We start from the raw sequence: 22426 nt of genomic DNA, 5'->3' as shown, positions 1-22426 counted from the left end.
GGGACTACGCCGACCAGGTCGGGGGTTCCGGGGCAGCCTGACCCGCGCAGGGATCAAGCCTGCCGCCCGGAGCGGGTCGGGCTGCCCCGGAACCCCCACGGCGACCAGCGGACAACCGGAAGATCAGTGATCCGCGCTGTTCCAGTCCCGGCCCACGCCGACCGACACCTCCAGCGGCACCGACAGCGGGTACGCCCCGCCCATCTCGCGCCGTACCAGCGCCTCAAGGGCCTCCCGCTCACCGGGCGCGACCTCGAAGACCAGCTCGTCGTGCACCTGCAACAGCATCCGGGAGCGCAGACCGGCGTCGGCGAGCGCGGTGTCGACGTGCAGCATCGCCACCTTGATGATGTCGGCGGCTGATCCCTGGATGGGGGCGTTGAGCGCCATCCGCTCGGCGATGTCGCGGCGCTGCCGGTTGTCGCTCACCAGGTCGGGCAGGTAGCGGCGGCGGCCCAGGATGGTCGAGGTGTAACCGTCCTGGCGGGCCTTGCCGACCACCTGCTGCAGGTAGTCGCGCACCCCGCCGAAGCCCGCGAAGTAGTTCTCCATCAGCCCGCGCGCCTCTTCGGTGCCGATGCTGAGCTGCTGGGACAGGCCGAACGCGCTGAGCCCGTACGCCAGGCCGTAGTTCATCGCCTTGATCTTGCGCCGCTGGTCCGGCGTGACCTCGTCGACCGGCACGCCGAAGACCGACGAGGCGGTGGCGGCGTGGAAGTCGGCCCCGGAGTTGAACGCCTCGATGAGCGCGTCGTCCGAGGAGAGGTGCGCCATGATCCGCATTTCGATCTGGCTGTAGTCGGCGGTGAGCAGGCACTCGTACCCCGCGCCGACCACGAAGGCCCGGCGGATGCGTCGGCCCTCCTCGGTACGGATCGGGATGTTCTGCAGGTTGGGCTCGGTGGAGGAGAGCCGGCCGGTGGCCGCGACCGTCTGGTTGAAGGTGGTGTGGATCCGAGCGTCGTCGGAGACGGACTTGAGTAGACCGTCCACTGTCGACTTGAGCTTGGCGACGTCGCGGTGACGCAGCAGGTGGGCCAGCACCGGGTGCGGCTGCTGCGCGTAGAGCCACTGCAGGGCGTCGGCGTCGGTGGTGTAACCCGTCTTGATCTTCTTGGTCTTCGGCAGGCCCAGCTCGGTGAAGAGGATCTCCTGCAACTGCTTGGGCGAGCCGAGGTTGAACTCCCGGCCCACCGCCTCGTACGCGCCCTGGGCGGCGGCCTTCACCTCGGCGGCGAAGTGCGCCTCCAACTCGGAGAGGTAGTCGGTGTCGGCGGCGATGCCGGTGCGCTCCATGCCGGCGAGCACCCGCATCAGCGGCAGCTCCACCCCGGCCATCAGCCGCGCGGACTGCTCGCCGTCCCGGGACAGCTCGGCGTCGATGGAGTCGGCGAGGTCGAGGGTGGCGCGGGCCTGGAGCATGAGGTTCTGCTCGGCCACCCCCTCTTCGCCCAGCCCGTCGAGGGTGAGCTGGCCGGTCTCGGGCACGTCCACCCGCAGCTCGCGGTGCAGGTAGCGCAGGGCCAGGTCGGTCAGGTCGTAGGACCGTTGGTCGGGGCGGGCCAGGTACGCGGCGATCTGGGTGTCACGGGCGATGCCGGCCAGCTCCCAGCCGTGCGCGGCGCAGGCCAGCACCGCGGGCTTGCTGTCGTGCAGCACCTTGGGCCGCTGCGCGTCGGCGAGCCAGGACGCGAGGGCGCTCTCGTCGGCGGCGTCGAGCCGGCTGGGGTCGACCCAGGCGGCCGCGCCACCGGCGCTGGCGAGCGCGAGCCCGGTGATTGAGGCGGTGTGCCGGCGGTTGGGGCCGGTGTCGAGCTTGACCGCGAGCCCGACCGGGGTGCCGGTCGGTGCGTGGGCGTCCAGCCAGGCGGCGAGCGCGCCCGACTCGGTGAGCACCTCGCCGGTCAGGTCGAAGCCCGACTCGGCCTCCGGCTCGACGGCCTCCAGGTACTGGTAGAGGCGGTCGCGCAGGATGCGGAACTCGAGGGTGTCGAAGACCTGGTGCACCGCCTCCCGGTCCCACCCTGTCCAGCGGGTGTCCTCCGGGCGCAGCGGCAGCTCCAAATCGGAGACGAGCCGGTTGATCTCGTAGTTGCGGATCACGTCGGCGAGTCGCTCCCGCAGGCTGTCACCGGCCTTGCCCTTGATCTCGTCGGCGCGGGCGATCACGCCCTCCACCCCGCCGTACGTGGTGATCCACTTGGCGGCGGTCTTCGGGCCGACACCGGGCACGCCGGGCAGGTTGTCACTGGTCTCGCCGACCAGCGCGGCGAGGTCCCGATACTGCTGCGGGCCGACGCCGTACTTGGTCTCGATCGCGGCCGGGTCCATCCGGGCCAGGTCGGAGACGCCCTTGCGCGGGTAGAGGACGGTGATCTGGTCGTCGACCAGCTGGAACGCGTCCCGGTCACCGCTGCTGATCAGCACCGACATGCCCTGGTCGCGGGCCTGGCAGGCGAGCGTGGCGATGACGTCGTCGGCCTCGAAGCCCTCCTTCTCCACAACCGGGATCTGGAGGGCGGCCAGGACCTCCTTGACGAGGCTGACCTGGCCCTTGAAGTCGTTGGGGGTCTCGCTGCGGCCGGCCTTGTACTCCGCGTACTGCTCGGTGCGGAAGGACCGCCGGGAGACGTCGAACGCCACGACGATGTGGGTGGGCTGCTCGTCGCGCAGCACGTTGATCAGCATCGAGGTGAAGCCGTACACCGCGTTGGTCGGCTGACCCGTCGTGGTGGAGAAGTTCTCCACGGGCAGGGCGAAGAACGCCCGATATGCCATGGAATGTCCGTCGACGAGGAGCAGGCGCGGCGTCGTAGCTGTCACGGCAGCGACTCTAGTCCGTCGCACCGACAACCCTCGTCGTCGCCTCGCAGACGCGACGAAACGGCCGGCGATCGCCCGCCGGCCGTTTCGTCGTCGGTGACTCAGGCCACCCCGAGGTACGCCTCCTTGACCGCCGGGTCGTGCAGGAGTTCCTGGCCGGTGCCCTCTTTGACGATCCGGCCGGTCTCCAACACGTACCCCCGGTGGGCCCGGGACAGCGCCTGCTGCGCGTTCTGCTCGACCAGCAGGATCGTCGTGCCCTGCTCGTTGATCCGCGTGATGATCTCGAAGATCTGCTGGATCAGCTTGGGCGCCAGCCCCATCGACGGCTCGTCCAGCAGCAGCAGCTTCGGACGGGTCATCAACGCCCGACCCACCGCCAGCATCTGCTGTTCACCGCCGGAGAGCGTGCCACCGGCCTGCTTGCGACGCTCGTGCAGCCGCGGGAACAGCTCGAACACCATCGCCAGGTCCTTGGCGATGTCGGCCCGGTCCTTGCGGGTGTAGGCCCCCATCTCCAGGTTCTCCAGCACGGTCATACCGGGGAAGACGCCGCGCCCCTCGGGCGACTGCCCGATCCCCCGGATCACCCGCAGGTCGGCGCGCAGCCGGCTGACATCGGCGCCGTCGAACTTGATGCTGCCGCCGGAGATGGCGTGCAGCCCGGAGATCGCCTTCATCGTCGTGGTCTTGCCGGCGCCGTTCGCACCGATCAGCGCCACGATCTCGCCCTGGTCGACGTGCAGGCTGATGCCGTGCAGCGCCTCGATACGGCCGTAGAGCAGCTTCAGGTTGTCGATCTCAAGCAGCATCCTCGACACCTCCCAGGTACGCGGCGATCACCTTCGGGTCGTCGCGCACCTCGGCCGGCGACCCCTCGGCGATCTTCTGCCCGAACTCCAGCACCACCAGCCGGTCCACCACGCCCATGACCAGTCGCATGTCGTGCTCGATCAGCAGGACGGTGACGCCCGAGTCGCGGATCTTGCGGATCAGCTGGAGCAGGGCCACCTTCTCCGCCGGGTTGAACCCGGCGGCCGGCTCGTCCAGGCAGAGCAGCGTGGGATCGGTCGCCAGCGCTCGGGCGATCTCCAGCCGACGCTGGTCACCGTACGACAGGTTACGGGCCAGGTCGCCGGAGCGACCCTGGATGCCGACGAAGTCCAGCAGCTCAAGGGCCTTGGCCTTGCCCTGCCGCTCCTCCCGCCAGTGCCGCGGCAACCGCAGCAGGGCGCTCGGCACGCTGGTCCTGTGGTTGGCGTCCGCGCCGACCTGCACGTTCTCCAGCGCCGTCATCTCCGGGAAGAGACGGATGTTCTGGAAGGTACGCGCGATCCCGAGCTTGGTGATCTGGAACCGCTTACGGCCACTGACCTTCTCGCCCCGGAACCGGATCTGGCCGGTCGTCGGGGTGTAGACGCCCGTCATCGCGTTGAAGCAGGTCGTCTTGCCCGCGCCGTTCGGCCCGATCAGCCCGAGGATCTCCCCCTCGTAGAGGGTGAAGTTGACGTCGTTGAGGGCAACCACGCCACCGAACCGCAGCGTGACATGGTCGACCTCCAGCAGCGGCTTGCGGCCGTCGACCGGGGTGGCCGGCTCGCTGACGGCCTCGTCCGGCGTCGACGAGGTCTCCGCCGGGCTGCCCACCGTCGTCCGCGCGTCGATCGCCATGTCACGCTCGCTGGTGACGTCGCGCTCGCTACCCATCCGTGGCTCACTCAACGACAGCCACCTCCTTCTGCCGGTCCTTGAGCTCGGCGGCACGCCGCCGGTTCGGCCACAGACCCTGCGGGCGGAAGATCATCACGATGATCAGCAGGACCCCGAAGATGAAGTACCGCAACGACGTCGGGCTGACGTCGAAGTCGTTGCCGAAGACGGTGGCCGTCTCCGGCAGACCGAAGACGTCACCCACCGACCGCAGCCACTCCGGAATGTAGATGACCAGGAAGCCGCCGAGGATCGCGCCACCGATGCTGCCGGCGCCACCGAGCAGCACCGCCGCCAACACCAGAATCGAATTCTCCAGGGAGAACGTGGACGAGTTGACGAAGTTGGCCTGACCGGCCCACAACGTGCCGGACAGTCCGCCGACCGCCGCGCCGATCGCGAACGCCCAGAGCTTGAACCGGAACGTCGGCACGCCCATCAGCTCCGCCGCGTCCTCGTCCTCACGGATCGCCACCCAGGCGCGACCCACCCGGCTGTTGGCCAGGTTCCGGATCAGGAAGACCGCACCGATGATCACGGTGAGCAGCAGCCAGTAGTACGGCTTGAACTCGAACTGGAAGATGGCCGTCCCGTCCGGGTACTTGCCCGGCGGGTGGCCCACCTGCGGGATGCCCCGGTCGCCGTTCAGGACCCAGTCCTGGTTCTTGGCGACGATCCGGATCATCTCCGCGAAACCGAGGGTCACGATCGCCAGATAGTCACCCCGCAGCCGCAGCGTCGGAGCCCCGAGCAGCACACCGGACAACAGCGCCAGCGCGATCGCGATCGGCACCGTGACCAACCACGGCCACGGGCTCTCCAGCCAGTTGTACTCGGTGATGAGCTTGCTCTCCGGCGACGTCAACAACGCCACCGTGTACGCGCCGACGGCGAAGAAGCCAAAGAATCCCAGGTCCAGCAGACCCGCGTAGCCCACCACGACGTTGAGACCGAGCGACAGCAGCACGATCCACGCGCAGTAGAACAGCACCGCCGCCATGTCGTTGCGCGTGGTGTACAGCGGAATCCACAGACCCGGGATGTTCAGGTACTCGTAGAACCACTTGTTCGGCAGGATGTAGAGGAAGGCGAGGAAGGCCAGCAACCCGGTGATCCGGGCGGACTTCGGCAGCCCGTCGACCCGCCGACCGATGGCACTCGAAGCGGAGTGCCAGCGCTCTCGCAGAGCGGTCATGCCCGCGCCCTCCCCAACGACTCGCCAAGCAGGCCGGTCGGCCGGAACATCAGCAGGACGATCAGCACCACGAACGCGATGAGATCCCGCCACTGCGAGCCGAAGAGCGCCGACCCGTAGTTCTCGACCAGACCCAGCAGGATGCCGCCGATCGCCGCACCCCGCAGGTTGCCGATACCGCCCAGCACTGCGGCGGAGAACGCCTTGAGCCCGAGCAGGAAGCCGATGTTGTAGCGGGTGTTTCCGCTCTTCATGTCACTGAAGACGGCGGCGACGCCGGCCATCAGACCGCCCAGCACGAAGACCAACGCGATCACTCGGCTCTTGTTGACACCCATCAGCGCGGCGGTGTTGGCGTCCTGCGCCACGGCGCGGATGCCCTTGCCGAACCGGGTCTTGTTAACGAACCAGTCCAGCCCCACCATCATGATGATGGCCACGCTCAGCGTCAGCATCTGCACCGGCGTGACGCTCCAGCCACCGATCTTGAACAGCGTGTCGGCGGGCAGCAGGGCCGGGGCGCCGATCTGACGCCGCTGGGTCAGCGTTCCCATCAGCTCCATCAGCGCGTACGAGGCGCCGATGGCCGTGATCAGGAAGGCCAGCGGCGGCGCGTTACGCCGTCGCAGCGGCCGATATGCGGTAACCTCGATGAGCAGAGCGACACTGCCGGACAGCAGCGCCGCGACGACGATCGCCAGCGCGATCAGCAGCAGCGAGCGGCCTACCGACGGAGCGCCGCTGTTACTGTCGAGCCCGAAGGCCGCCCAGGTCCAGATGGCACCGAAGGTGCCGATCATGAAGACCTCGGAGTGCGCGAAGTTGATCAGGCGGAGTACGCCGTAGACGAGGGTGTAGCCGAGGGCGATGAGCGCGTAGATCGCGCCTTGCACCAACCCGGTTGTGGTCAGTTCCGGGAAGCCCCGGACGAGTTCTGCAAAGTCCACCGATGCTCCGAAGGGTGTTGCGTTGAGCCAATGCGGCCGGGATTTCGCAACCCCGGCCGCATTGAGACAACTCTTATCGTCACGCCCTCAAACCTGTGACCCTGGCGGGGATCAGGCCTTCGGGATCTCCACGTCCGGAGCCCACGCGCCGGCCTTCGCCTTGAAGGCCCACACCTTGACCTGGGCCGGGTCCAGCTCGCCGGTCGGCTCCCACTTGTAGGTCACGCCAGAGGCGGAACCGGCCTTGTTGTAGGTCGAGAGGAAGGCCTGGATGTCGGCGCGGGTGGTCTTGCCGGCCTTGATCGCCTCAAGGTAGATGTTGGCCAGGTCGAACGAGACGTCGGCGTACACGCCCGGGTCCACGCTGTACTTGGCCTTGAAGTCGGTCACGAAGGTGCCCTTGGCAGCGGTCGCCGGGCCACACGGGCAGGTGGCGATGGTGCCCTCGACGTCCTTCTGACCGGCGACCGACAGCATGTTCGCGTCGTTGATGCCGTCACCACCGATGAACGTGCCGGTCCAGCCCGCAGCCCGCAGCTGCTTCAGGAACGGCGCCGCCTCCTCGGTGTAACCGCCGTAGAAGAGAACAGCGGCACCGCTGGTCTTGACCTTGGAGATCTGCGCACCGAACTCCTGCGCGTTGTCGACCACCTTGTCGGTGCCGATGACCACCGAGCCGAGGCCCTTCTTGACCTCGTCGGCCAGACCCGCGCCGTACGCCGACTGGTCGTCGATGACGAACGCCTTGTCAGACTTCAGCACGTTCTTGATGTAGCTGGCGACGGCCGGGCCCTGGGAGAAGTCGTTACCCACACCGCGGTGGAAGACCTTCCAGCCCTTCGTCGACAGGCTCGGTCGCGTGGCCGACGGGCTGATGACGGACAGACCCGCGGTGTCGAAGATCGGCAGCGCGACCTCGCTCTCACCGGAGAACGCCGGCCCGACCATCGCCACGATCTTCGTGTCGGCCGCCGCGCTGGTCGCGAGACCACCCGCGAGGTCGGCCTTGCCCTGCGAGTCGAACGCCTGAACGGTGACCTTGCAGTCCGCGTTCTCCGCGTTGTACTTCTCCACGGCCAGGTCGGCACCCTGCTTCATCGGGGTGACCAGGCCGGCGTCGGCGCCCGAGAGCGCCCCGAAGAAACCGATCTTGAGGTCGCACGCCTTGCTGGCGGAACCACCCGACGTGCCCTCGTCCTTCTTACACGCGCTGGCGCCGCCGGCAACAAGCGCCACGATGGCGACGCTGCCGAGGACGCGCACGAAGTTTTGCCTCAAGGCTGGAACCCTCCTCCGTCCAGAAGCCCGGTGGCGCCTCGTAGAACGCCAAGGCCACACCGGACCGGACCGTTCACCCGGTCTGGGGCGGGACGTTATCCCACAACCACTACTCCCCGTAAGGTGTCGTAGGCGGCGTTGACTCAACCGTTACCAGAAGCGGAAAAGCTCGCGTTTAGATGTCACATCGGCGCCTGTCGACAACTCGTCAAACGGGCCCAGAAGGCCCGAACCACACCCGCGCCGCCACCCCGTCGTCGACGGTGACCACCATCCGACCGTCCGCTGCCGCGACCGCCGCCGACGTGTCCCCACCAGCGGAAACGTGACCTGGCAGGGTCACCGGCACCCACGACGAGGCGTCCTCGGCGGACCGCCACAGCCGGTGCCCGTCGCTCGCCACCGTCATCGCCAGCACCACGCCGCCGTCGCCGGCAACCGCCTCCACCCCCGCCACCGCGCCCGCGCCCGTCGCCCCGAAATCCGCGACGGCCCGCCATTCTTCGGCGCCAACCGTCGCCCCAGGCGACCATTTCCAGGCCTGGAATGCGCTCCCGCGCACCCCCAGGGCGTACACCACGGCACCCACCCGGACGAGACGCTGCGCGACCTCGTCCGCACCCGTCGCCGGCAACGCCGTCCGCGTCCACGCCCGGCCGTCGGCCGACGACCAGACGTACGGATCACGGTCCGCCCGACCCGCCGGCCGACCCCCGCCCGCGACCAGCCAGCCATCGGGCGCCGCCACCACATCCGTGGCGATCGTCGTCAACCCCGCGTCACTGGCCAGCCCCGGAGCATCGTCGACCAGCGCGAAGTCGGTCGCGTCCGCGGAACGCCACACCGCCGCCCCACCCGTGCGGGCGCCCGCGATCAGCCACCCGCCAGCGCCACCCGCGATACGACTCGCGCTGACCGCCTCCGGTCCGCCGTACAGCTCGAACTCCGCCGGCACCTCGGACAGACCACCGTCGGCGTCCTGCCGCCACGTCCGCACCCGCGGATTGCCGTGCGCGCCACCCGACCGTGCCCCGATGACGGCGATCCGACCCTCGTGACAGCCGACCGCGTACATGATCGCGCGCTCGCCGTAGTAGCTGATCGGCCGCAACGGCAACGACGTCCACCCGCGACCGTCCACACTCCGCCAGGCGGCCGGCCGGGTTCCACCATCGGGCGCGCCCACCGCGCCGACGGCGTACCACCGACCCGCGCAGGCGGTCACATCACGTGCGATGAGCCGACCCGGCGCACCCGGGGGCACCGGCAGATCGGCCATCTCCCACCGTGGACGCACCGGTTCGGGGAGCCGCCCGTCGTCGGCGGCCCGGCAGCCGGCGAGCAGCGTGACGACAACCCCGACCACCGCGACCGTACGCCGGACCGACACGCAACTGATGCTATCGATCCGATCACCCGCCGCCGAGGGTCGACCAGGGTTCAGACGGACGGTTGCTGCGCCACCTCGCCGCCGGCGGTCTCCGCGAGGATCCGCTCGGCGACCTCCTTCATGGTCATCCGGTGGTCCATGGCCGTGCGCTGGATCCACTTGAACGCCTGCGGCTCGGTCATCCCGTACGTCGTCATCAGCGCGCCCTTGGCGCGCTCCACCGTCTTGCGGATCTCCAGGCGGTCGGTCAGGCTCGCGACCTCGGCCTCCAGGGCCGCGACCTCCGAATACCGCGACAACGCGATCTCCACCGCCGGGACCAGGTCACTCTTCTGGAAAGGCTTCACGAGGTACGCCATCGCGCCCGCCGCCCGCGCCCGCTCCACCAGATCCCGCTGGCTGAACGCGGTGAGGATGATCACCGGAGCGATCCGCGCGCCCGCGATCCGCTCGGCGGCGGCCAGCCCGTCCATGATCGGCATCTTGATGTCGAGAATGACGAGGTCGGGCTTCAGCTCCTCGGCGAGGCGCACGGCGGTCTCGCCGTCGCCGGCCTCCCCCACCACCTCGTAGCCCTCTTCGACCAGCATCTCGGCGAGGTCCAGCCGGATCAGCGCCTCGTCCTCGGCGATCAGTACGCGCCTGCGCTCGGCATCCGTCGGCGTCTCAGCCACCAGCCCTACCCCCACCAGTTAGAACCCGACACCCGCCCAGCCGGGTGTCACCGCTCTCAGCGTAGTGGGTATCCTGTCAGGGCCGAATCAGGGAAGCGTCCCCGTATTCCAACTGGCAGAGAAACGGAGCTCAAACCTCCGACAGTGTGGGTTCGAATCCCACCGGGGGCACCAAATTGTCGTACGGGTGTTCGAGAATCCTCTCGTGCACCCACCTGAGATTCGCGCACGAGCACGGCAGATGTTCCTCGCCGGCAGCACGGTTGCCGACACCGCCCGCGCGACCGGAGTGCCGTACCGGACAGTCTGGCACTGGTGTACCGATCGCCCGGAGGCTCGCCTCCGAGGCACGCAGCTTCGGTGCTTCCGCTGTCGCGACGGTGTCGACAGTCCGACAGACCCCGCCGCCTACGTCTACCTGCTCGGCCTCTACCTGGGCGACGGCCATCTGGCCGTCTCACCGAAGGTGCCGGTACTACGAATCGCCTGCACGGCTAGCTATCCACACCTCGTCGACGCGTGCGAGTCAGCCATGCTCTCCGTGCTCGCGTCACGCGTACAGCGAGTCCCCAAGCAGGGCTGCGTCTCGGTCGAGAGCAGCGGCATGCACTGGCCGTGTCTGTTTCCGCAGCACGGTCCCGGCAAGAAGCACGAGCGACCGATCGTTCTGGCCGACTGGCAACTGTCGCTCGTCGAGAGCCACCCCGGCGACTTCCTGCGCGGTCTGTTCCACTCCGACGGCTGCCGGTTCGCCAACCGGGTGACCGTGCGGGGCAGGGACTACGTCTACCCGCGCTACATGTTCGTCAACGAGTCGACCGACATCATGGGGCTCTGCCAGTGGAGTCTGGACCTGCTCGGTATCGCCTGGCGGATGAACCGCCGCAACTGCCTGTCGGTGGCGCGGCGTGACGCCGTCGCCACCCTCGACCGACACGTCGGCCCGAAGTCCTGAGCACGGTCACGCGCGGGCCATGGCCGGTGCGCCGATGAAGTCCATAATCGCCTTGTTGACCTCGTCGGCGTGGGTCCACGGGATGCCGTGCGGGGCGCCCTTGAGGGTGACGAGTGTGCCGTCGGGCAGCATCGGGGCGAGCCGTTGGCCGGTCACCGGGTAGGGCAGCACGGCGTCCTGGTCGCCCTGGACGATGAGGATCGGCACGTCGAGTCGGGGCACGTCGGCGCGGAAGTCGGTGGGAATGACGTCGATGCACTGGTACATGGCGCGGGCGGAGGCCAGCGCGCCGATGGCCCAGTGCGCCTTGAACGCTTCCTCGCTGACCTGCTTGCCCCTGGTCTGCTCGTAGTTGAAGAAGCTGGTGCAGAAGGCGGTGAGGAAGGCGAACCGGTCGGCCACGACGGCCTGCTTGAAGCCGTCGAAGACGCTGCCGTCGACGCCGTCGGGGTTGTCCGCGGTCTTGAGCAGGAACGGCGCGAGCGGGGCGAGCAGGATTGCCCGGCTGACCCGGTCGGAGCCGTACCTGCTGAGGTAGCGGGTCACCTCGCCGGTGCCCATGGAGTGGCCGGCGAGGATGGTGTCGCGCAGGTCCAGCTCGGTCATGAGGGTGTCGAGGTCGGCCGCGAGGGTGTCGTAGTCGTACCCGGTGTCGGGTTGGCTGGAGGCCCCGAATCCGCGACGGTCGTAGGTGATGACCCGGTAGCCGGCCTGGAGCAGGGGGTCGGCGAGCTTCTCCATGGTGGCGCCGTTGAAGGGGAAGCCGTGGATGAGCACGACGGGTTGGCCGGAGCCGTGGTCCTCGTAGTAGATGTCGATGGCGGTGTTGTTTTCGGGGCCCACGGTGATGAACGGCATGTTCGTCCCCCTTGAGTCGGTTCGGCGTTGTCGGCCGAAGTGGGTTTCCCCGGGCCTTGACGGTCATGCCGATCGTGGGAGCCTGTGGCGGGACCGATGACAGGGGTGGATCTGATGCGGGTGGTCATCTTCGGTGCGACCGGCATGGTCGGTCAGGGCGTGTTGCGCGAGTGCCTGCTCGCCGAGGACGTGCGGGAGGTGCTCACCATCGGTCGCCGGCCGACCGGTCAGCGGGACCCGAAGCTGCGGGAGTTGACCGTCGCCGACGTCGGTGACCTGGAGTCGGTACGGGCGGAGCTGACCGGCGTCGACGCCTGCTTCTACTGCCTCGGTGTGTCGTCGCTGGGTCTGGACGAGGCGGCGTACACCCGGATCAGCTACGACTTCCCGATGGCTGCGGCGCGACTGTTGGCCGAGGTGAGCCCGCAGGTCACGTTCGTCTACGTCTCCGGCGTCGGCACCGACTCGACCGGTCAGGGTCGGGTGATGTGGGCGCGGGTGAAGGGCCGCACCGAGAACGCGGTCATGGACCTGCTGCCCAACGGGTACGCGGCGCGGCCGGGGTTCATCCAGCCGACGTACGGGGCGGTGTCGCGGACCCGGGCCTACCGGATCGGGTACGCGGTCACGCGTCCGCTGTTCCCGGTGTTGCGGGGGCTGCTGCCGAACCACGTGACGACCACCGACGGGATCGGCCGGGCGATGTTGCGGGTGGCGCGGGAGGGCGCGCCGACGCGGGTGTTGGGCAACCGCGAGCTGCGCTGATCAGGCGATCGCGTCGAGCGCGCGGGCGAGGTCGGCGCGCAGGTCCTCGGGATCTTCGAGGCCGACGGAGAGGCGTAGCAGCGCGCCGTCCGGCTTCGCGTCACCCTCGACGGGGCGGTGGGTGAGCGAGGCGGGGTGCTGGATGAGGGTGTCGACGCCGCCGAGGGACACGGCGTGGGTGATGAGCCGGCAGCCGGCGGCGACGGTGGCGGCGGCGGACGCGCCGCCGCGTACCTCGAAGGCGAGGAGGCTGCCGGGTCCGGACATCTGCCGGCCGACGAGCGCCGCCGGGTCGTACACCGAGGGGTGGTGCACCCGGTGTACGCCGGGGTGGTCGGCGAGCCAGCCGGCGAGTTTCTCGGCGGTGGCCTGTTGGGCGCGGACCCGCAGCGGGAGTGTCTGCAGGCCGCGGTGCAGGAGGTAGCCGCCGAGGGGGTGCAGGATCGCGCCGGTGACGGCGCGGACCTGGCGCAGGCGCGCCGCCCATGCCTCGTCGCAGGCGACGACGCCGGCGAGGACGTCGCCGTGTCCGCCGATGCTCTTGGTGGCGCTGTGCAGGACGAGGGCGGCGCCGTGGCGGGCGGGTTGTTGCAGAACGGGGGTGGCGACGGTGTTGTCGACGAGCAGGGGCACGTCGCCGGCCGCCGCGGCGAGGGCGGCGATGTCGACGAGGTCGAGGGTGGGGTTGGCCGGTGTCTCGATGACGACCATCGCGGTGTCGGGGCGGAGGGCGGTGGCGACCTCGTCGGGGTGGGCCCAGGTGACGGTGGTGCCGAGCAGACCGGTGGCGAGGACGTGGTCGGTGCCGCCGTAGAGCGGGCGGACGGCGACGATGTGGCGGTGGCCGTCGCGGGTGGCGGCGAGCAGGGTGGCGGTGAGGGCGGCCATGCCGCTGGCGAAGGCGACGGCCTGTTCGGTGCCTTCGAGGGTGGCGAGGGCGGTTTCGAAGCGGGCGACGGTGGGGTTCCAGAGCCGCTGGTAGACGGCGCTGGCGTCGGCGGGCAGGGTGCCGCCGGTCGCGAGGTGCTCGTAGGCGTTGCCGCCGTCGTCGACCGACGGCAGTGGGTTGGTGGTGGAGAGGTCGATCGGTGGTACGTGCACGCCGAGCGTGCGCAGGTCGTCGCGGCCGGCGTGTACGGCTCGGGTGTCCACCGTCGTCATGCGGGTAGGGTCGAACATCTGCCAACCTGGGTGCAACAGTTTGGTAGATGATTCTGTTGAGAGCCCTGGTTTTGGCCGGTGGTTCGGAGGACGATGCTCGGATGCCCTCTGAGTCGAACGATGTACGGCCGTATCCGGCCCTGGACGAGGTGGACCGCGCGATCCTCGCCGAGTTGGTGGCGGACGGCCGGTTGCCGAACAACGCGCTCGCCGAGCGGGTGGGGGTGGCGCCGTCGACGTGTCTGACGCGTACCCGGGCGTTGCGCGAGCGTGGGGCGATCCGGGGCTTCCACGCGGAGGTGGATCCGGCGGCGTTGGGCCTGCCGTTGCAGGCGCTGGTGTCGGTGCGGTTGACGGCGCACGAGCGGGCGGCGGTGGACGCGTTCCGGGCGCGGTCGGTGCGGCTGCCCGGGGTGGTGTCGGTGTTCCACGTGGCGGGCGCCGAGGACTACGTGCTGCACGTGCGGGCCGCGTCGGGTGACGCGTTGCGGGACTTCGTGCTGGACCAGCTGGCGGTCGATCCGGTGGTGCAGCACACGCAGACCAGCCTGATCTTCGAGCAGGCGCGTGGGGTGGGCTGAGCGGCCGTCGGAATGAACGGGCAGGCCGGGGAGTTGGCACTGCGTGTGATCACCGTACCGTTGTCTGTCCTTGATCTTGCCCCGGTCGCCAAGGGCGCCACCGCCGGCGCGGCCTTGCAGGCCACCACCGAGCTGGCCCGACGCACCGAGGAGCTGGGCTATCACCGCTTCTGGGTGGCCGAGCACCACAACATGCCGGCGATCGCCAGCTCCGCGCCGGCGGTCCTGCTGGCGCACCTGGCGGCGAACACGTCGACCATCCGGCTGGGTTCCGGTGGAGTGATGCTGCCGAATCACGCGCCGCTGGTGGTGGCCGAGCAGTTCGGCACCCTGGAGGCGCTGCACCCGGGCCGGATCGACCTGGGCATCGGCCGGGCCCCGGGCACCGACCAGGTGACCGCGCTGGCGTTGCGCCGCACCATGGAGGGCCTGTCGGCGGAGGGTTTCCCGCGTGAGCTGGCCGATCTGATGAACTACTTCAGCGGTGAGAAGCCGGGGCAGATCATCGCCACCCCCGGTCGGGGCGAGCAGCCGGCCGTCTGGCTGCTCGGTTCCAGCGGCTTCAGCGCCCAGCTGGCCGGTCTGCTGGGTCTGCCGTTCTCGTTCGCGCACCACTTCAGCGCGGCGAACACGCTGCCGGCGCTGGCGCTGTACCGGCAGAACTTCCGGCCGTCGCAGTGGCTGGACAAGCCGTACGCGATGGTGGCTGTCAACGCGGTCTGCGCCGACACCGACGAGCGGGCCGAGTGGCTGGCCGCGCCGAGCGCGCTGTCGTTCCTGAAGCTGCGTTCCGGTCGGCCGGAGCCGTTGTCGACGCCGGACGAGGCGGCGGCGTACCCGTACACGGAGTTCGAGCGGGAGTTCGTGCTGCAACGGCGCGAGGGTCAGGCGATGGGCTCGCCGGAGACGGTGCGGCGGCAGCTGACCGAGTTGCAGGAGCGCACCGGCGCGGACGAGCTGATGCTCACCACGCTCGTGTACGACGTGGCCGACCGGGTGCGGTCGTACGAGTTGATCGCCGAGAAGGTGGCCGGGGGCCTGCGCCGGGACGCGTGAAACACGATCTTCACGTCAGCGTCACTCCCGCGACCCGGACGGTGCCTAATGTTGGTGCCGGTGGTGGTACGGCATTCCCGGTCGGGACGGGTCGGGGATGCCGCGGTGTGGAGCACCGGGCTGTAGCTGTGCGGATTCCGCGGCTGCGGCCCGGTGCCTGCCACCTTAGGCGAACTCGATCAGTACCGCCAGGGTCAGATCAGCGTAGGTAGATGTTCGGGGTGGGTGGGCCCGCCATCTGATCACCGATGAAGAACCCCGGGTGCGGCGGCTGGTTGTAGGCGGTGTTCTGCCACGCGATCGCCACCCGGTACTGCGGGTCGTGCATCAGGGTGTAGATCCGGGTGCTGGTCGGAGTGGGTGTGCTGTAGATCCGCAACGCCCGACTGTCGGTGGTCCGCCAGATCACCTCCTCGCGCCAGTCACCCAGGATGTCGCCGGAGAGCGACGGCGTGGACTTGGTGCCGTTGTTGGACGCGACCCCGCTGCCGTCGAGCAGTCGGGTCTCGCCCCCGGCGCCGTACTTGTCGATCCTCGTGGCGTCCAGCAACTCCCGGACGGGGTCACCGTCCCACCAGGCGAGGAAGTTCGTCGACGACGGCTTGCGGCCGATGTTCTGCCCACGGGTGTTGGCGAGGCCGGAGACCGCCGCCGACCAGGACTCCGCGCCGGGGCTGCCGGCCCAGATGTCCGCCGAGACGCCCCGGCCGTTGTCGCCGGAGGCCGGCGTCGACCACAAGATCTGACCGGTACGGGCGTCCGCGAACCACGAGCTGGGCTTGCTGCCGTCCTCGTCGACCTTGAACACCTCCAGGCCGGCGCGGCCCGGGTCGAGATCCCCGACGTGCAGGGCGTCGCCGTGCCCGTTGCCCGTCGAGTAGAGCAGCCGCCCGTTGTCGTCGATGGTGGCGGCGCCGTAGACGATCTCCTGGCGGCCGTCGCCGTCGACGTCGGCCACGGAGAGCTGGTGGTTGCCCTGGCCGGCCGCCGCGCCGTTGCCGGAGGAGTTCGAGTCGAACGTCCAGCGCTTGGTCAGCGAGCCGTTGCGGAAGTCCCAGGCCGCGATCACCGCCCGGGTGTAGTAGCCCCGCGCCATGATCAGTGACGGGCGCTGGCCGTCCAGGTACGCGGTGCCGGCGAGGAACCGGTCCACCCGGTTGCCGTACGAGTCGCCCCAGGACGACACGGTGCCGCGCGGCGGGTCGTAGTTGACGGTGGATGCGATCGCGCCGGTCTGGCCGTTGAACATGGTCAGGTACTCCGGGCCGGACAGCACGTAACCGCTGGAGTTGCGGTAGTCCGCCGACGACGAGCCGATGAGCTGGCCGGTGCCGGAGCGGGTGCCGTCGGCGGTCTTCATGGCCACCTCGGCGCGACCGTCGCCGTCGTAGTCGTACACCTGGAACTGGGTGTAGTGCGCGCCGGCCCGGATGTTGCGGCCGAGGTCGATGCGCCACAACCGGGTACCGGTCAGGGTGTACGCGTCGACGTAGACGTTGCCGGTGTAGCCGGACTGGGAGTTGTCCTTGGCGTTCGACGGGTCCCACTTGAGGACGATCTCGTAGCTGCCGTCGCCGTTGAGGTCGCCGACGGAGGCGTCGTTGGCGCTGTAGGTGTAGCTCTCCCCGCTGGGTGTGGTGCCGCCCGCCGGCACCTGCAGGGGCACGTCCAGGTAGCCGTTGGCGAACTGCAGGGCCGGCGCGGACGCCGCCTGCTCGACGCCGCCCACCACGGCCCGCACGGTGTACGTCGAGCCGGCCGCCGCGCCGCTGTCGAGGTAGTTCGTGGCGCCGGTGATGGGGTTGGCGTTGACCCTGGTCGAGCCGCGGTAGAGGTTGAACGACACGCCGGAGGCCTCGGTGCCGAGCAGACGCCAGGAGACCAGGTTGCCGTTGCCGGAGCGGACGCTGACCAACCCTCGGTCCAGGTTCTCCAGCTGTTTCGCCCCGGCCGGAGGCGTGGTGGGTGGCGGCGTGGTCGGCGGGGGCGTGGTCGGTGGGGGCGTCGTGGGCGGTGGCGTCGTGGGCGGCGGGGTGGTCGGCGGTGGCGTGGTCGGGGCCGGGGTGGTCGGGTCGCCTGTGGGGGGCGCTCCGGTGCAGGTGACGCCGTTGAGCGTGAAGCTGGCCGGGGCCGGGTTGCTGCTCGTCCAGGAGGCGTTGAACCCGAACGAGGCGGTGCCGTTGGTGGCGAGCGCGCCGTTGTAGTCGACGTTGCGCGCGCTCACCTGCGCGCCGGACTGGCTGACGGTGGCGTTCCACGCCTGGGAGACCTGCTGGCCGGCGGCGTAGGACCAGGCGAGGGTCCAGCCGTTGATCTCCTCGCCGAGGTTGGTGATGGTGACGTTGGCGCCGAAGCCGCCCTGCCACTGGTTGGTGACCTGGTAGTCGACGCGGCAGCCGACGGCGGCGGCCGAGGCGACGACCGTGCCGACGGTGCCGGCCACGACGACTGCCGCCGTCGAGGCGGCGAGCAGGGTCAGCCGTTGTCTTGACGGGTGCATGAACTGCCTCCGGGGGATCCGGTGGTGACCGCTGTTGGCCCACCTGCCCTGCCCGGGAAGCACGGTGGACGGTCCGCCGCGGCGGCGACGGAACGGCGGTCTGGTCGGGGGTTGACGCCCTGGAACTCGGATCCGGCTCAGCCGCATCGTAGGGCAAGCGCTTTCCGGTCCGCAATATCGACGACCGTCACCCCGTACGGCTCTTGACCCCGCCCCACACCGCCTGATCGACTCGACCGGATGAGCGCCCCGCACATGGACCCGGACGAGTTCCGCCGCGCCGGCCACGCCGTCGTCGACTGGATCGCCGACTACTGGACGACGCTGCACCAACGACCGGTCACCTCCGCCGACCCGCCGGGCACGGTGGCGAAGGCCCTACCGGGTTCGCCGCCCACCACCGGCGGCGAACCGGTCGAAGCGCTCCTCGCCGACCTGGACACCATCGTCCTGCCCGGGCTGACGCACTGGCAGCACCCCGGCTTCTACGGCTATTTTCCGGCGAACACCTCCGGTCCGAGCCTGCTCGGTGACCTGGTCAGCTCCGGGCTCGGAGTGCAGGGCATGATGTGGGCGACGAGCCCGGCCTGCACCGAACTCGAGACGGTCATGATGGACTGGCTGGCCGAGCTGCTCGACCTGCCGCCGCGCTTCTCCTCCACCGGACCCGGTGGCGGCGTCATCCAGGACTCGGCGTCCTCGGCGACACTGGTGGCCACCCTCGCCGCTCTGCATCGCGCCAGCGGGGGTCGTTGGCGCGCGACCGGCATCGACCGGCGCTACCGCGCGTACACGTCGGTGCACGGGCACTCCTCGATCGAGAAGGCCGCGCGGATCGCCGGACTGGGCGCGGACGGCATCCGGTCGATCGACGTCGACCCGGACACCCAGGCGCTGCGTCCGGACGCGCTGCGCGCGGCGATCGAGGCGGATCTGGCCGTCGGGGTCATACCCGCCATCGTGGTCGCGACCATCGGCACGACCTCCACCACCGCCATCGACCCGGTGGCGGAGATCGGGGCGATCTGCGCCGAGTACGGCATCTGGTTGCACGTCGACGCGGCGTACGCGGGCTCCGCCGCCGTCTGCCCCGAACTGCGCTGGTCGCACACCGGCCTGGAGTACGCCGACTCCTACTGCTTCGACCCGCACAAGTGGCTGCTCACCGGCTTCGACTGCGACGCGTTCTGGGTGGCCGACCGCCGAGAACTGGTCGAGGCGCTGACCGTGCTCCCCGAGTTCCTGCGCAACGCCGCCTCAGATTCGGGCGCGGTGCTCGACTACCGGGACTGGCAGGTGCCGCTGGGTCGCCGTTTCCGGGCCCTGAAGCTCTGGTTCGTGCTGCGCTGGTACGGCGTCGAGGGGCTGCGGGCGCACATCCGCTCGGGCGTGGCCTTGGCCGCCCGGTTCGCCGATCACCTGCGCGCCGACGACCGGTTCGAGCTGGCCGCGGCGCACCCGTTCTCGCTGGTCTGCTTCCGGCTGCGGGCCGACGACGGCACGAACGCCGAGCTGCTGGCCCGGGTGAACGCCAGCGGGCGGGCACATCTGACCCACACCCGGGTGGCCAGCCGGTACACGCTGCGGCTGGCCGTCGGCTCACCGCAGACCACCGCGGCGCACATCGACGAGACGTGGGCGCTGCTCGCCGAGGCAGCGGACAAGCTGCTGACGCGCTGACGGCCCGGACGCTACCGCCCGCCAGGTCGCCGATGTGGCGGCATCGCGACGCGGAGACCCCGCCAGATCGCCGACGTCGCGGCGTCGCCGCCTGCAGACACCGCCACATCACCGATCCGCAGTCGACCTCCCGCCGCGACGGCGGCAGAGGAGCCGCGTCCCGGCAGCCCGCCGGCAGGGCTGATGGCCGGCGGCAGCGCCGCCTGCGGGGCGAGGACCCAAATGAGCGTGATGCCTGTGAGTCATCAAGATGACTCACAGGCATCACGGTCACAGGGGGTAGGCACTCCGCCGCGAACAACGACGGGAGAGCACCAAGTCGACCGACGTCACCGGAAGCCGCCGCGCGGGTCAGCGCCCTCCCGGGGTGCCCGCCACGCTGAGATCGGCCGGTGCGCTGCCGTCGGCAGCGCCGGTGATGACAGAGACCGACTCAGGAAGCACCGGCAAGACAGCGCCGGCTGCCGTGGCCGTCTCGGTGGCGGTGGCAGCGGTGGCGCGGGCTCGACGGGTGCGGCGCAGGGCGCGTACGGCGAAGAGCAGCGCGGTCAGCCATCCGGCGGCCAGCAGGACGTAGAGGGTGGGGCGGAGCGGGCCGCCCAGCTCGGCCGACCGGATCAGGGTGCGGGCGTTGGTCAGCACGATGACGCCACCGACCGCCGCGCCCAGCAGTTGGGCGGGCACGATACGCACCAGCCAGGCGGCCAGCGGGGCGGCGACCAACCCGCCGATCAGCAGGGCGACGACGGTGGGGAGGAGGAACCCCTCCGTTCCCAGCCCGATCAGGAAACCGACGCTGGCGGCTCCGGCGACCACGAACTCGGCGGTGTCGACCGAGCCGATCACCTTGCGGGGCTCCAGGCGACCGGAGACCAGCAGCGCCGGGGTGGCGACCGGGCCCCACCCGCCGCCGCCGGTCGCGTCGACGAAGCCGGCGACCAGGCCCAGCGGGCCGAGGAAGCGTCCGCGCAGCCGTCCGCCGACCCGACCGGTACGCAGCGGTCGGGCGAAGCGCACCAGCAGGTACGCGCCCAGGGTGAAGAGGATGGCGGCCATCCACGGCGCGGCCGACTCGGTGGAGATCGAGCTGAGCAGGGTGGCCCCGGCGAACGCGCCGATCGCGCCGGGCAGGGCGATGCGGGTGACCACCCGCCAGTCGACGTTGCCGAACCGCCAGTGCGCGATCCCGGCCGCGAGCGTGGTGCCGATCTCGGCCAGGTGCACCGACGCCGAGGCGGCGGCGGGCGCGACCCCGACTACCAGCAGCAGGGTGGACGAGGTCAACCCGTACGCCATGCCGAGTGAACCATCGATCAACTGCGCGACGAGCCCGACCAGAGCGAGGACCAGTAGCTTGCGCACGAGCGCCCCCTGACTTTTCGGTATCTCCTATCGACTTGGTCGACAATGCGGCACGGCAGAGCCGGGGTCAAGTGTCTGATCGGTGGATGGGACGCCCGCAGGTCGGCGTCGAGGCGTCCGCCCGGGGAGGCGTCAGATCCAGGCGCGCGGGTCGGCGGCCAGCTCGGTGACCCGCGCGGGCAGCGCCCCCGCGGCCACGTCGGCGACGCTGACCAATTCCAGGATCTCGCGCTCGCTGGCGCGCAGCGCGATCCAGACCTCCTGGAGGGCGCGGGCCGGACCGTGGTAGCCGAGCTGTTCGGGGCGCTGCCCCCGCACGTGCGCGAGCGGCCCGTCGATCACCCGGATCACCTCCGCGAGAGAGATCTCCTCGGCCGGGCGGGCCAGCCAGTAGCCACCCTCCGGACCGCGCTGGGCGTGCACGATGCCACCCCGGCGCAGCTGCAACAGGATGCTCTCCAGGAACTTCGGCGGGATCTCCTGCGCACGGGCGATCTGGTCGGCGGTGACCGGCCGGCCCCGCCCGGGGCCGCTGGCCGTCGCGGCCAGCTCGGCGGCCGCGCGGAGGGCGTAGTCGACCCGGGCGGAGAGACGCATGCCGGCAAGGTTAGCCCGCAGGTCATCCGCCGGTACCGGCGACCCTCAACCGATCGGCCACGCATCGACCGACAACCAATTACGCCGCGCACCTTGATCCATTAACCGGTGGGGCCCGAAAGGCCGATTCCGAACGTCCCTATGCTGGGCGGGTAGTACGCCTGTCCGGCCGGTTGATGGAGTTCGGACCGGACGTTGATTAACCCCGGGGGAAGGCAACACGATGACCGATGTCGCCACACGCACCTGGGATGGCATGACCATCCCGATCGCCGGCACCTACCGCCTCGATCAGGCGCACAAGCGGATCGGTTTCCTGTCCCGTCACATGATGGTGAGCCCCGTGCGCGGCGAGTTCGCCGAGGCGACCGCAGAGATCACGGTCGGGGAGGATCCGCTGCGTTCCGGGGTGACCGCCACGATCGCGTCGGCGAGCATCTCCACCGGCAGCGCCGACCGGGACACTCACCTGAAAAGCGCCGATTTCCTCGACGTGGAGCGTTATCCCACTCTCGAATATCGAAGCACGGGCATCACGTGGCAGAGCAACGACGACCCGATTTTCTACTGGGCGCGCCTGCGCAACCACCGACTCGGCGGACGAGGCAGAAGTCACAATCCGCCGCCGCAGTCCGAGCCCAATCGTTTCGTGCTCGCCGGTGAGTTGACGGTGAAGGGAATCACCCGTGCGGTGGACCTACAGGTGAATTTCGGCGGCGCGCGGCGTGATCCGTACGGGCAGAACATCTTCGGATTCAGCGCGACCGCCGAGATCAACCGTGAGGACTACGGCCTGCTCTGGAACGTCGCCCTGGAGAGCGGCGGCGTCCTCGTCGGCAAGACCGTGCAGATCGAGATCGCCGGTGAGGCCATCCACCAGGCGTGACCGGTCGG

Annotated in this window: 19 protein-coding genes and 1 tRNA gene; 7 read left to right on the top strand and 13 right to left on the bottom strand. The window is 69.9% G+C overall.

The features are described 5' to 3' along the window. Nucleotides 1-123 precede the first annotated feature (123 nt). The 8 genes from polA to AB0I89_RS17425 all read right to left on the bottom strand — a co-directional run bounded on the left by polA (nucleotide 124) and on the right by AB0I89_RS17425 (nucleotide 10017). Nucleotides 124-2823 carry a DNA polymerase I gene (gene polA / locus AB0I89_RS17460; protein WP_357127207.1) on the bottom strand — a complete coding sequence of 900 codons (2700 nt, stop codon included), beginning with the start codon at nucleotides 2821-2823 and terminating at the stop codon, nucleotides 124-126. Nucleotides 2824-2924: 101 nt separating this feature from the next. Next, nucleotides 2925-3635, bottom strand: coding sequence for an ABC transporter ATP-binding protein (locus AB0I89_RS17455; RefSeq protein WP_357127204.1), 711 nt, complete (start codon nucleotides 3633-3635; stop codon nucleotides 2925-2927). Continuing rightward, a complete protein-coding gene (locus AB0I89_RS17450) occupies nucleotides 3625-4545 on the bottom strand; it encodes an ABC transporter ATP-binding protein (protein ID WP_357127201.1) in 921 nt (306 codons plus the stop codon). Before AB0I89_RS17450 ends, AB0I89_RS17455 begins: the two co-directional genes overlap by 11 nt. Then, a complete protein-coding gene (locus tag AB0I89_RS17445) occupies nucleotides 4538-5728 on the bottom strand; it encodes a branched-chain amino acid ABC transporter permease (protein WP_357127198.1) in 1191 nt (396 codons plus the stop codon). Before AB0I89_RS17445 ends, AB0I89_RS17450 begins: the two co-directional genes overlap by 8 nt. Then, nucleotides 5725-6675: a branched-chain amino acid ABC transporter permease gene (locus tag AB0I89_RS17440; protein WP_357127195.1), complete on the bottom strand. Its 951-nt coding sequence runs from the start codon at nucleotides 6673-6675 to the stop codon at nucleotides 5725-5727. Before AB0I89_RS17440 ends, AB0I89_RS17445 begins: the two co-directional genes overlap by 4 nt. A gap of 111 nt (nucleotides 6676-6786) precedes the next feature. After that, nucleotides 6787-7953, bottom strand: a complete 1167-nt coding sequence (locus AB0I89_RS17435) for a branched-chain amino acid ABC transporter substrate-binding protein (protein ID WP_357127192.1) — start codon at nucleotides 7951-7953, stop codon at nucleotides 6787-6789. A 208-nt stretch (nucleotides 7954-8161) separates the two neighbouring features. Then, complete coding sequence (locus tag AB0I89_RS17430; RefSeq protein ID WP_357127189.1) at nucleotides 8162-9343, bottom strand: hypothetical protein; 1182 nt, start codon at nucleotides 9341-9343, stop codon at nucleotides 8162-8164. Between the two features lie 50 nt (nucleotides 9344-9393). Further along, nucleotides 9394-10017 (bottom strand): response regulator, encoded by a 624-nt coding sequence (locus AB0I89_RS17425; RefSeq protein ID WP_355049623.1) that lies wholly within the window; start codon nucleotides 10015-10017, stop codon nucleotides 9394-9396. A 97-nt stretch (nucleotides 10018-10114) separates the two neighbouring features. Here AB0I89_RS17425 and AB0I89_RS17420 point away from each other — a divergent pair. After that, nucleotides 10115-10191 (top strand) — tRNA-Leu (locus tag AB0I89_RS17420). Nucleotides 10192-10222: 31 nt separating this feature from the next. Beyond that, nucleotides 10223-10972: a helix-turn-helix domain-containing protein gene (locus AB0I89_RS17415; RefSeq protein WP_357127185.1), complete on the top strand. Its 750-nt coding sequence runs from the start codon at nucleotides 10223-10225 to the stop codon at nucleotides 10970-10972. Between the two features lie 6 nt (nucleotides 10973-10978). On the opposite strand, the gene AB0I89_RS17410 is transcribed toward AB0I89_RS17415, so the two are convergent. Then, complete coding sequence (locus tag AB0I89_RS17410) at nucleotides 10979-11830, bottom strand: alpha/beta hydrolase (RefSeq protein WP_357127182.1); 852 nt, start codon at nucleotides 11828-11830, stop codon at nucleotides 10979-10981. A gap of 96 nt (nucleotides 11831-11926) precedes the next feature. Here AB0I89_RS17410 and AB0I89_RS17405 point away from each other — a divergent pair, with 96 nt between their 5' ends. Beyond that, on the top strand, nucleotides 11927-12595 hold the full coding sequence (locus tag AB0I89_RS17405) for an NAD-dependent epimerase/dehydratase family protein (protein WP_357127179.1): 669 nt from the start codon (nucleotides 11927-11929) through the stop codon (nucleotides 12593-12595). Here AB0I89_RS17405 and AB0I89_RS17400 read toward each other — a convergent pair whose 3' ends face one another. Further along, a complete protein-coding gene (locus AB0I89_RS17400; protein ID WP_357127176.1) occupies nucleotides 12596-13774 on the bottom strand; it encodes an aminotransferase class I/II-fold pyridoxal phosphate-dependent enzyme in 1179 nt (392 codons plus the stop codon). 83 nt (nucleotides 13775-13857) lie between these two features. On the opposite strand from AB0I89_RS17400, the gene AB0I89_RS17395 reads away from it, so the two are divergent. Further along, nucleotides 13858-14337, top strand: coding sequence for an Lrp/AsnC family transcriptional regulator (locus AB0I89_RS17395; RefSeq protein ID WP_357127173.1), 480 nt, complete (start codon nucleotides 13858-13860; stop codon nucleotides 14335-14337). Nucleotides 14338-14370: 33 nt separating this feature from the next. After that, nucleotides 14371-15393, top strand: coding sequence for an LLM class flavin-dependent oxidoreductase (locus AB0I89_RS17390; protein WP_357127170.1), 1023 nt, complete (start codon nucleotides 14371-14373; stop codon nucleotides 15391-15393). Between the two features lie 199 nt (nucleotides 15394-15592). Here the strand turns inward: AB0I89_RS17390 and AB0I89_RS17385 are convergent, their stop codons facing one another. Further along, nucleotides 15593-17893, bottom strand: a complete 2301-nt coding sequence (locus tag AB0I89_RS17385; protein WP_357127167.1) for a cellulose binding domain-containing protein — start codon at nucleotides 17891-17893, stop codon at nucleotides 15593-15595. Between the two features lie 240 nt (nucleotides 17894-18133). Between AB0I89_RS17385 and AB0I89_RS17380 the strand changes: the two genes are divergently transcribed. Next, a complete protein-coding gene (locus AB0I89_RS17380; protein WP_357127164.1) occupies nucleotides 18134-19573 on the top strand; it encodes a pyridoxal-dependent decarboxylase in 1440 nt (479 codons plus the stop codon). A gap of 351 nt (nucleotides 19574-19924) precedes the next feature. Here AB0I89_RS17380 and AB0I89_RS17375 read toward each other — a convergent pair whose 3' ends face one another. After that, the gene (locus AB0I89_RS17375) at nucleotides 19925-20935 is read right to left on the bottom strand and encodes a sulfite exporter TauE/SafE family protein (protein ID WP_357127161.1); all 1011 of its coding nucleotides are present in this window, start codon (nucleotides 20933-20935) and stop codon (nucleotides 19925-19927) included. Between the two features lie 132 nt (nucleotides 20936-21067). Further along, on the bottom strand, nucleotides 21068-21532 hold the full coding sequence (locus AB0I89_RS17370; protein ID WP_030334362.1) for an Rrf2 family transcriptional regulator: 465 nt from the start codon (nucleotides 21530-21532) through the stop codon (nucleotides 21068-21070). Between the two features lie 223 nt (nucleotides 21533-21755). Between AB0I89_RS17370 and AB0I89_RS17365 the strand changes: the two genes are divergently transcribed. Further along, nucleotides 21756-22418 (top strand): YceI family protein, encoded by a 663-nt coding sequence (locus AB0I89_RS17365; RefSeq protein WP_357127158.1) that lies wholly within the window; start codon nucleotides 21756-21758, stop codon nucleotides 22416-22418. The last annotated feature ends 8 nt before the right edge of the window (nucleotides 22419-22426 follow it).

Source organism: Micromonospora sp. NPDC049801, assembly GCF_040656575.1.
GTDB lineage: Bacteria > Actinomycetota > Actinomycetes > Mycobacteriales > Micromonosporaceae > Micromonospora.
The sequence above is the reverse complement of the archived record's forward strand: the minus strand, read 5'-3'. Positions and strand labels throughout refer to the sequence as shown.

Excerpts from the sequence above, each read along its gene's own strand:
- AB0I89_RS17455 (WP_357127204.1), bottom strand. The coding sequence starts at position 3,635 with ATGCTGCTTGAGATCGACAACCTGAAGCTGCTCTACGGCCGTATCGAG.
- AB0I89_RS17445 (WP_357127198.1), bottom strand. The coding sequence starts at position 5,728 with ATGACCGCTCTGCGAGAGCGCTGGCACTCCGCTTCGAGTGCCATCGGT.
- AB0I89_RS17410 (WP_357127182.1), bottom strand. The coding sequence starts at position 11,830 with ATGCCGTTCATCACCGTGGGCCCCGAAAACAACACCGCCATCGACATC.
- AB0I89_RS17405 (WP_357127179.1), top strand. The coding sequence starts at position 11,927 with ATGACAGGGGTGGATCTGATGCGGGTGGTCATCTTCGGTGCGACCGGC.
- AB0I89_RS17400 (WP_357127176.1), bottom strand. The coding sequence starts at position 13,774 with ATGTTCGACCCTACCCGCATGACGACGGTGGACACCCGAGCCGTACAC.
- AB0I89_RS17395 (WP_357127173.1), top strand. The coding sequence starts at position 13,858 with ATGCCCTCTGAGTCGAACGATGTACGGCCGTATCCGGCCCTGGACGAG.
- AB0I89_RS17385 (WP_357127167.1), bottom strand. The coding sequence starts at position 17,893 with ATGCACCCGTCAAGACAACGGCTGACCCTGCTCGCCGCCTCGACGGCG.
- AB0I89_RS17380 (WP_357127164.1), top strand. The coding sequence starts at position 18,134 with ATGAGCGCCCCGCACATGGACCCGGACGAGTTCCGCCGCGCCGGCCAC.
- AB0I89_RS17370 (WP_030334362.1), bottom strand. The coding sequence starts at position 21,532 with ATGCGTCTCTCCGCCCGGGTCGACTACGCCCTCCGCGCGGCCGCCGAG.
- AB0I89_RS17365 (WP_357127158.1), top strand. The coding sequence starts at position 21,756 with ATGACCGATGTCGCCACACGCACCTGGGATGGCATGACCATCCCGATC.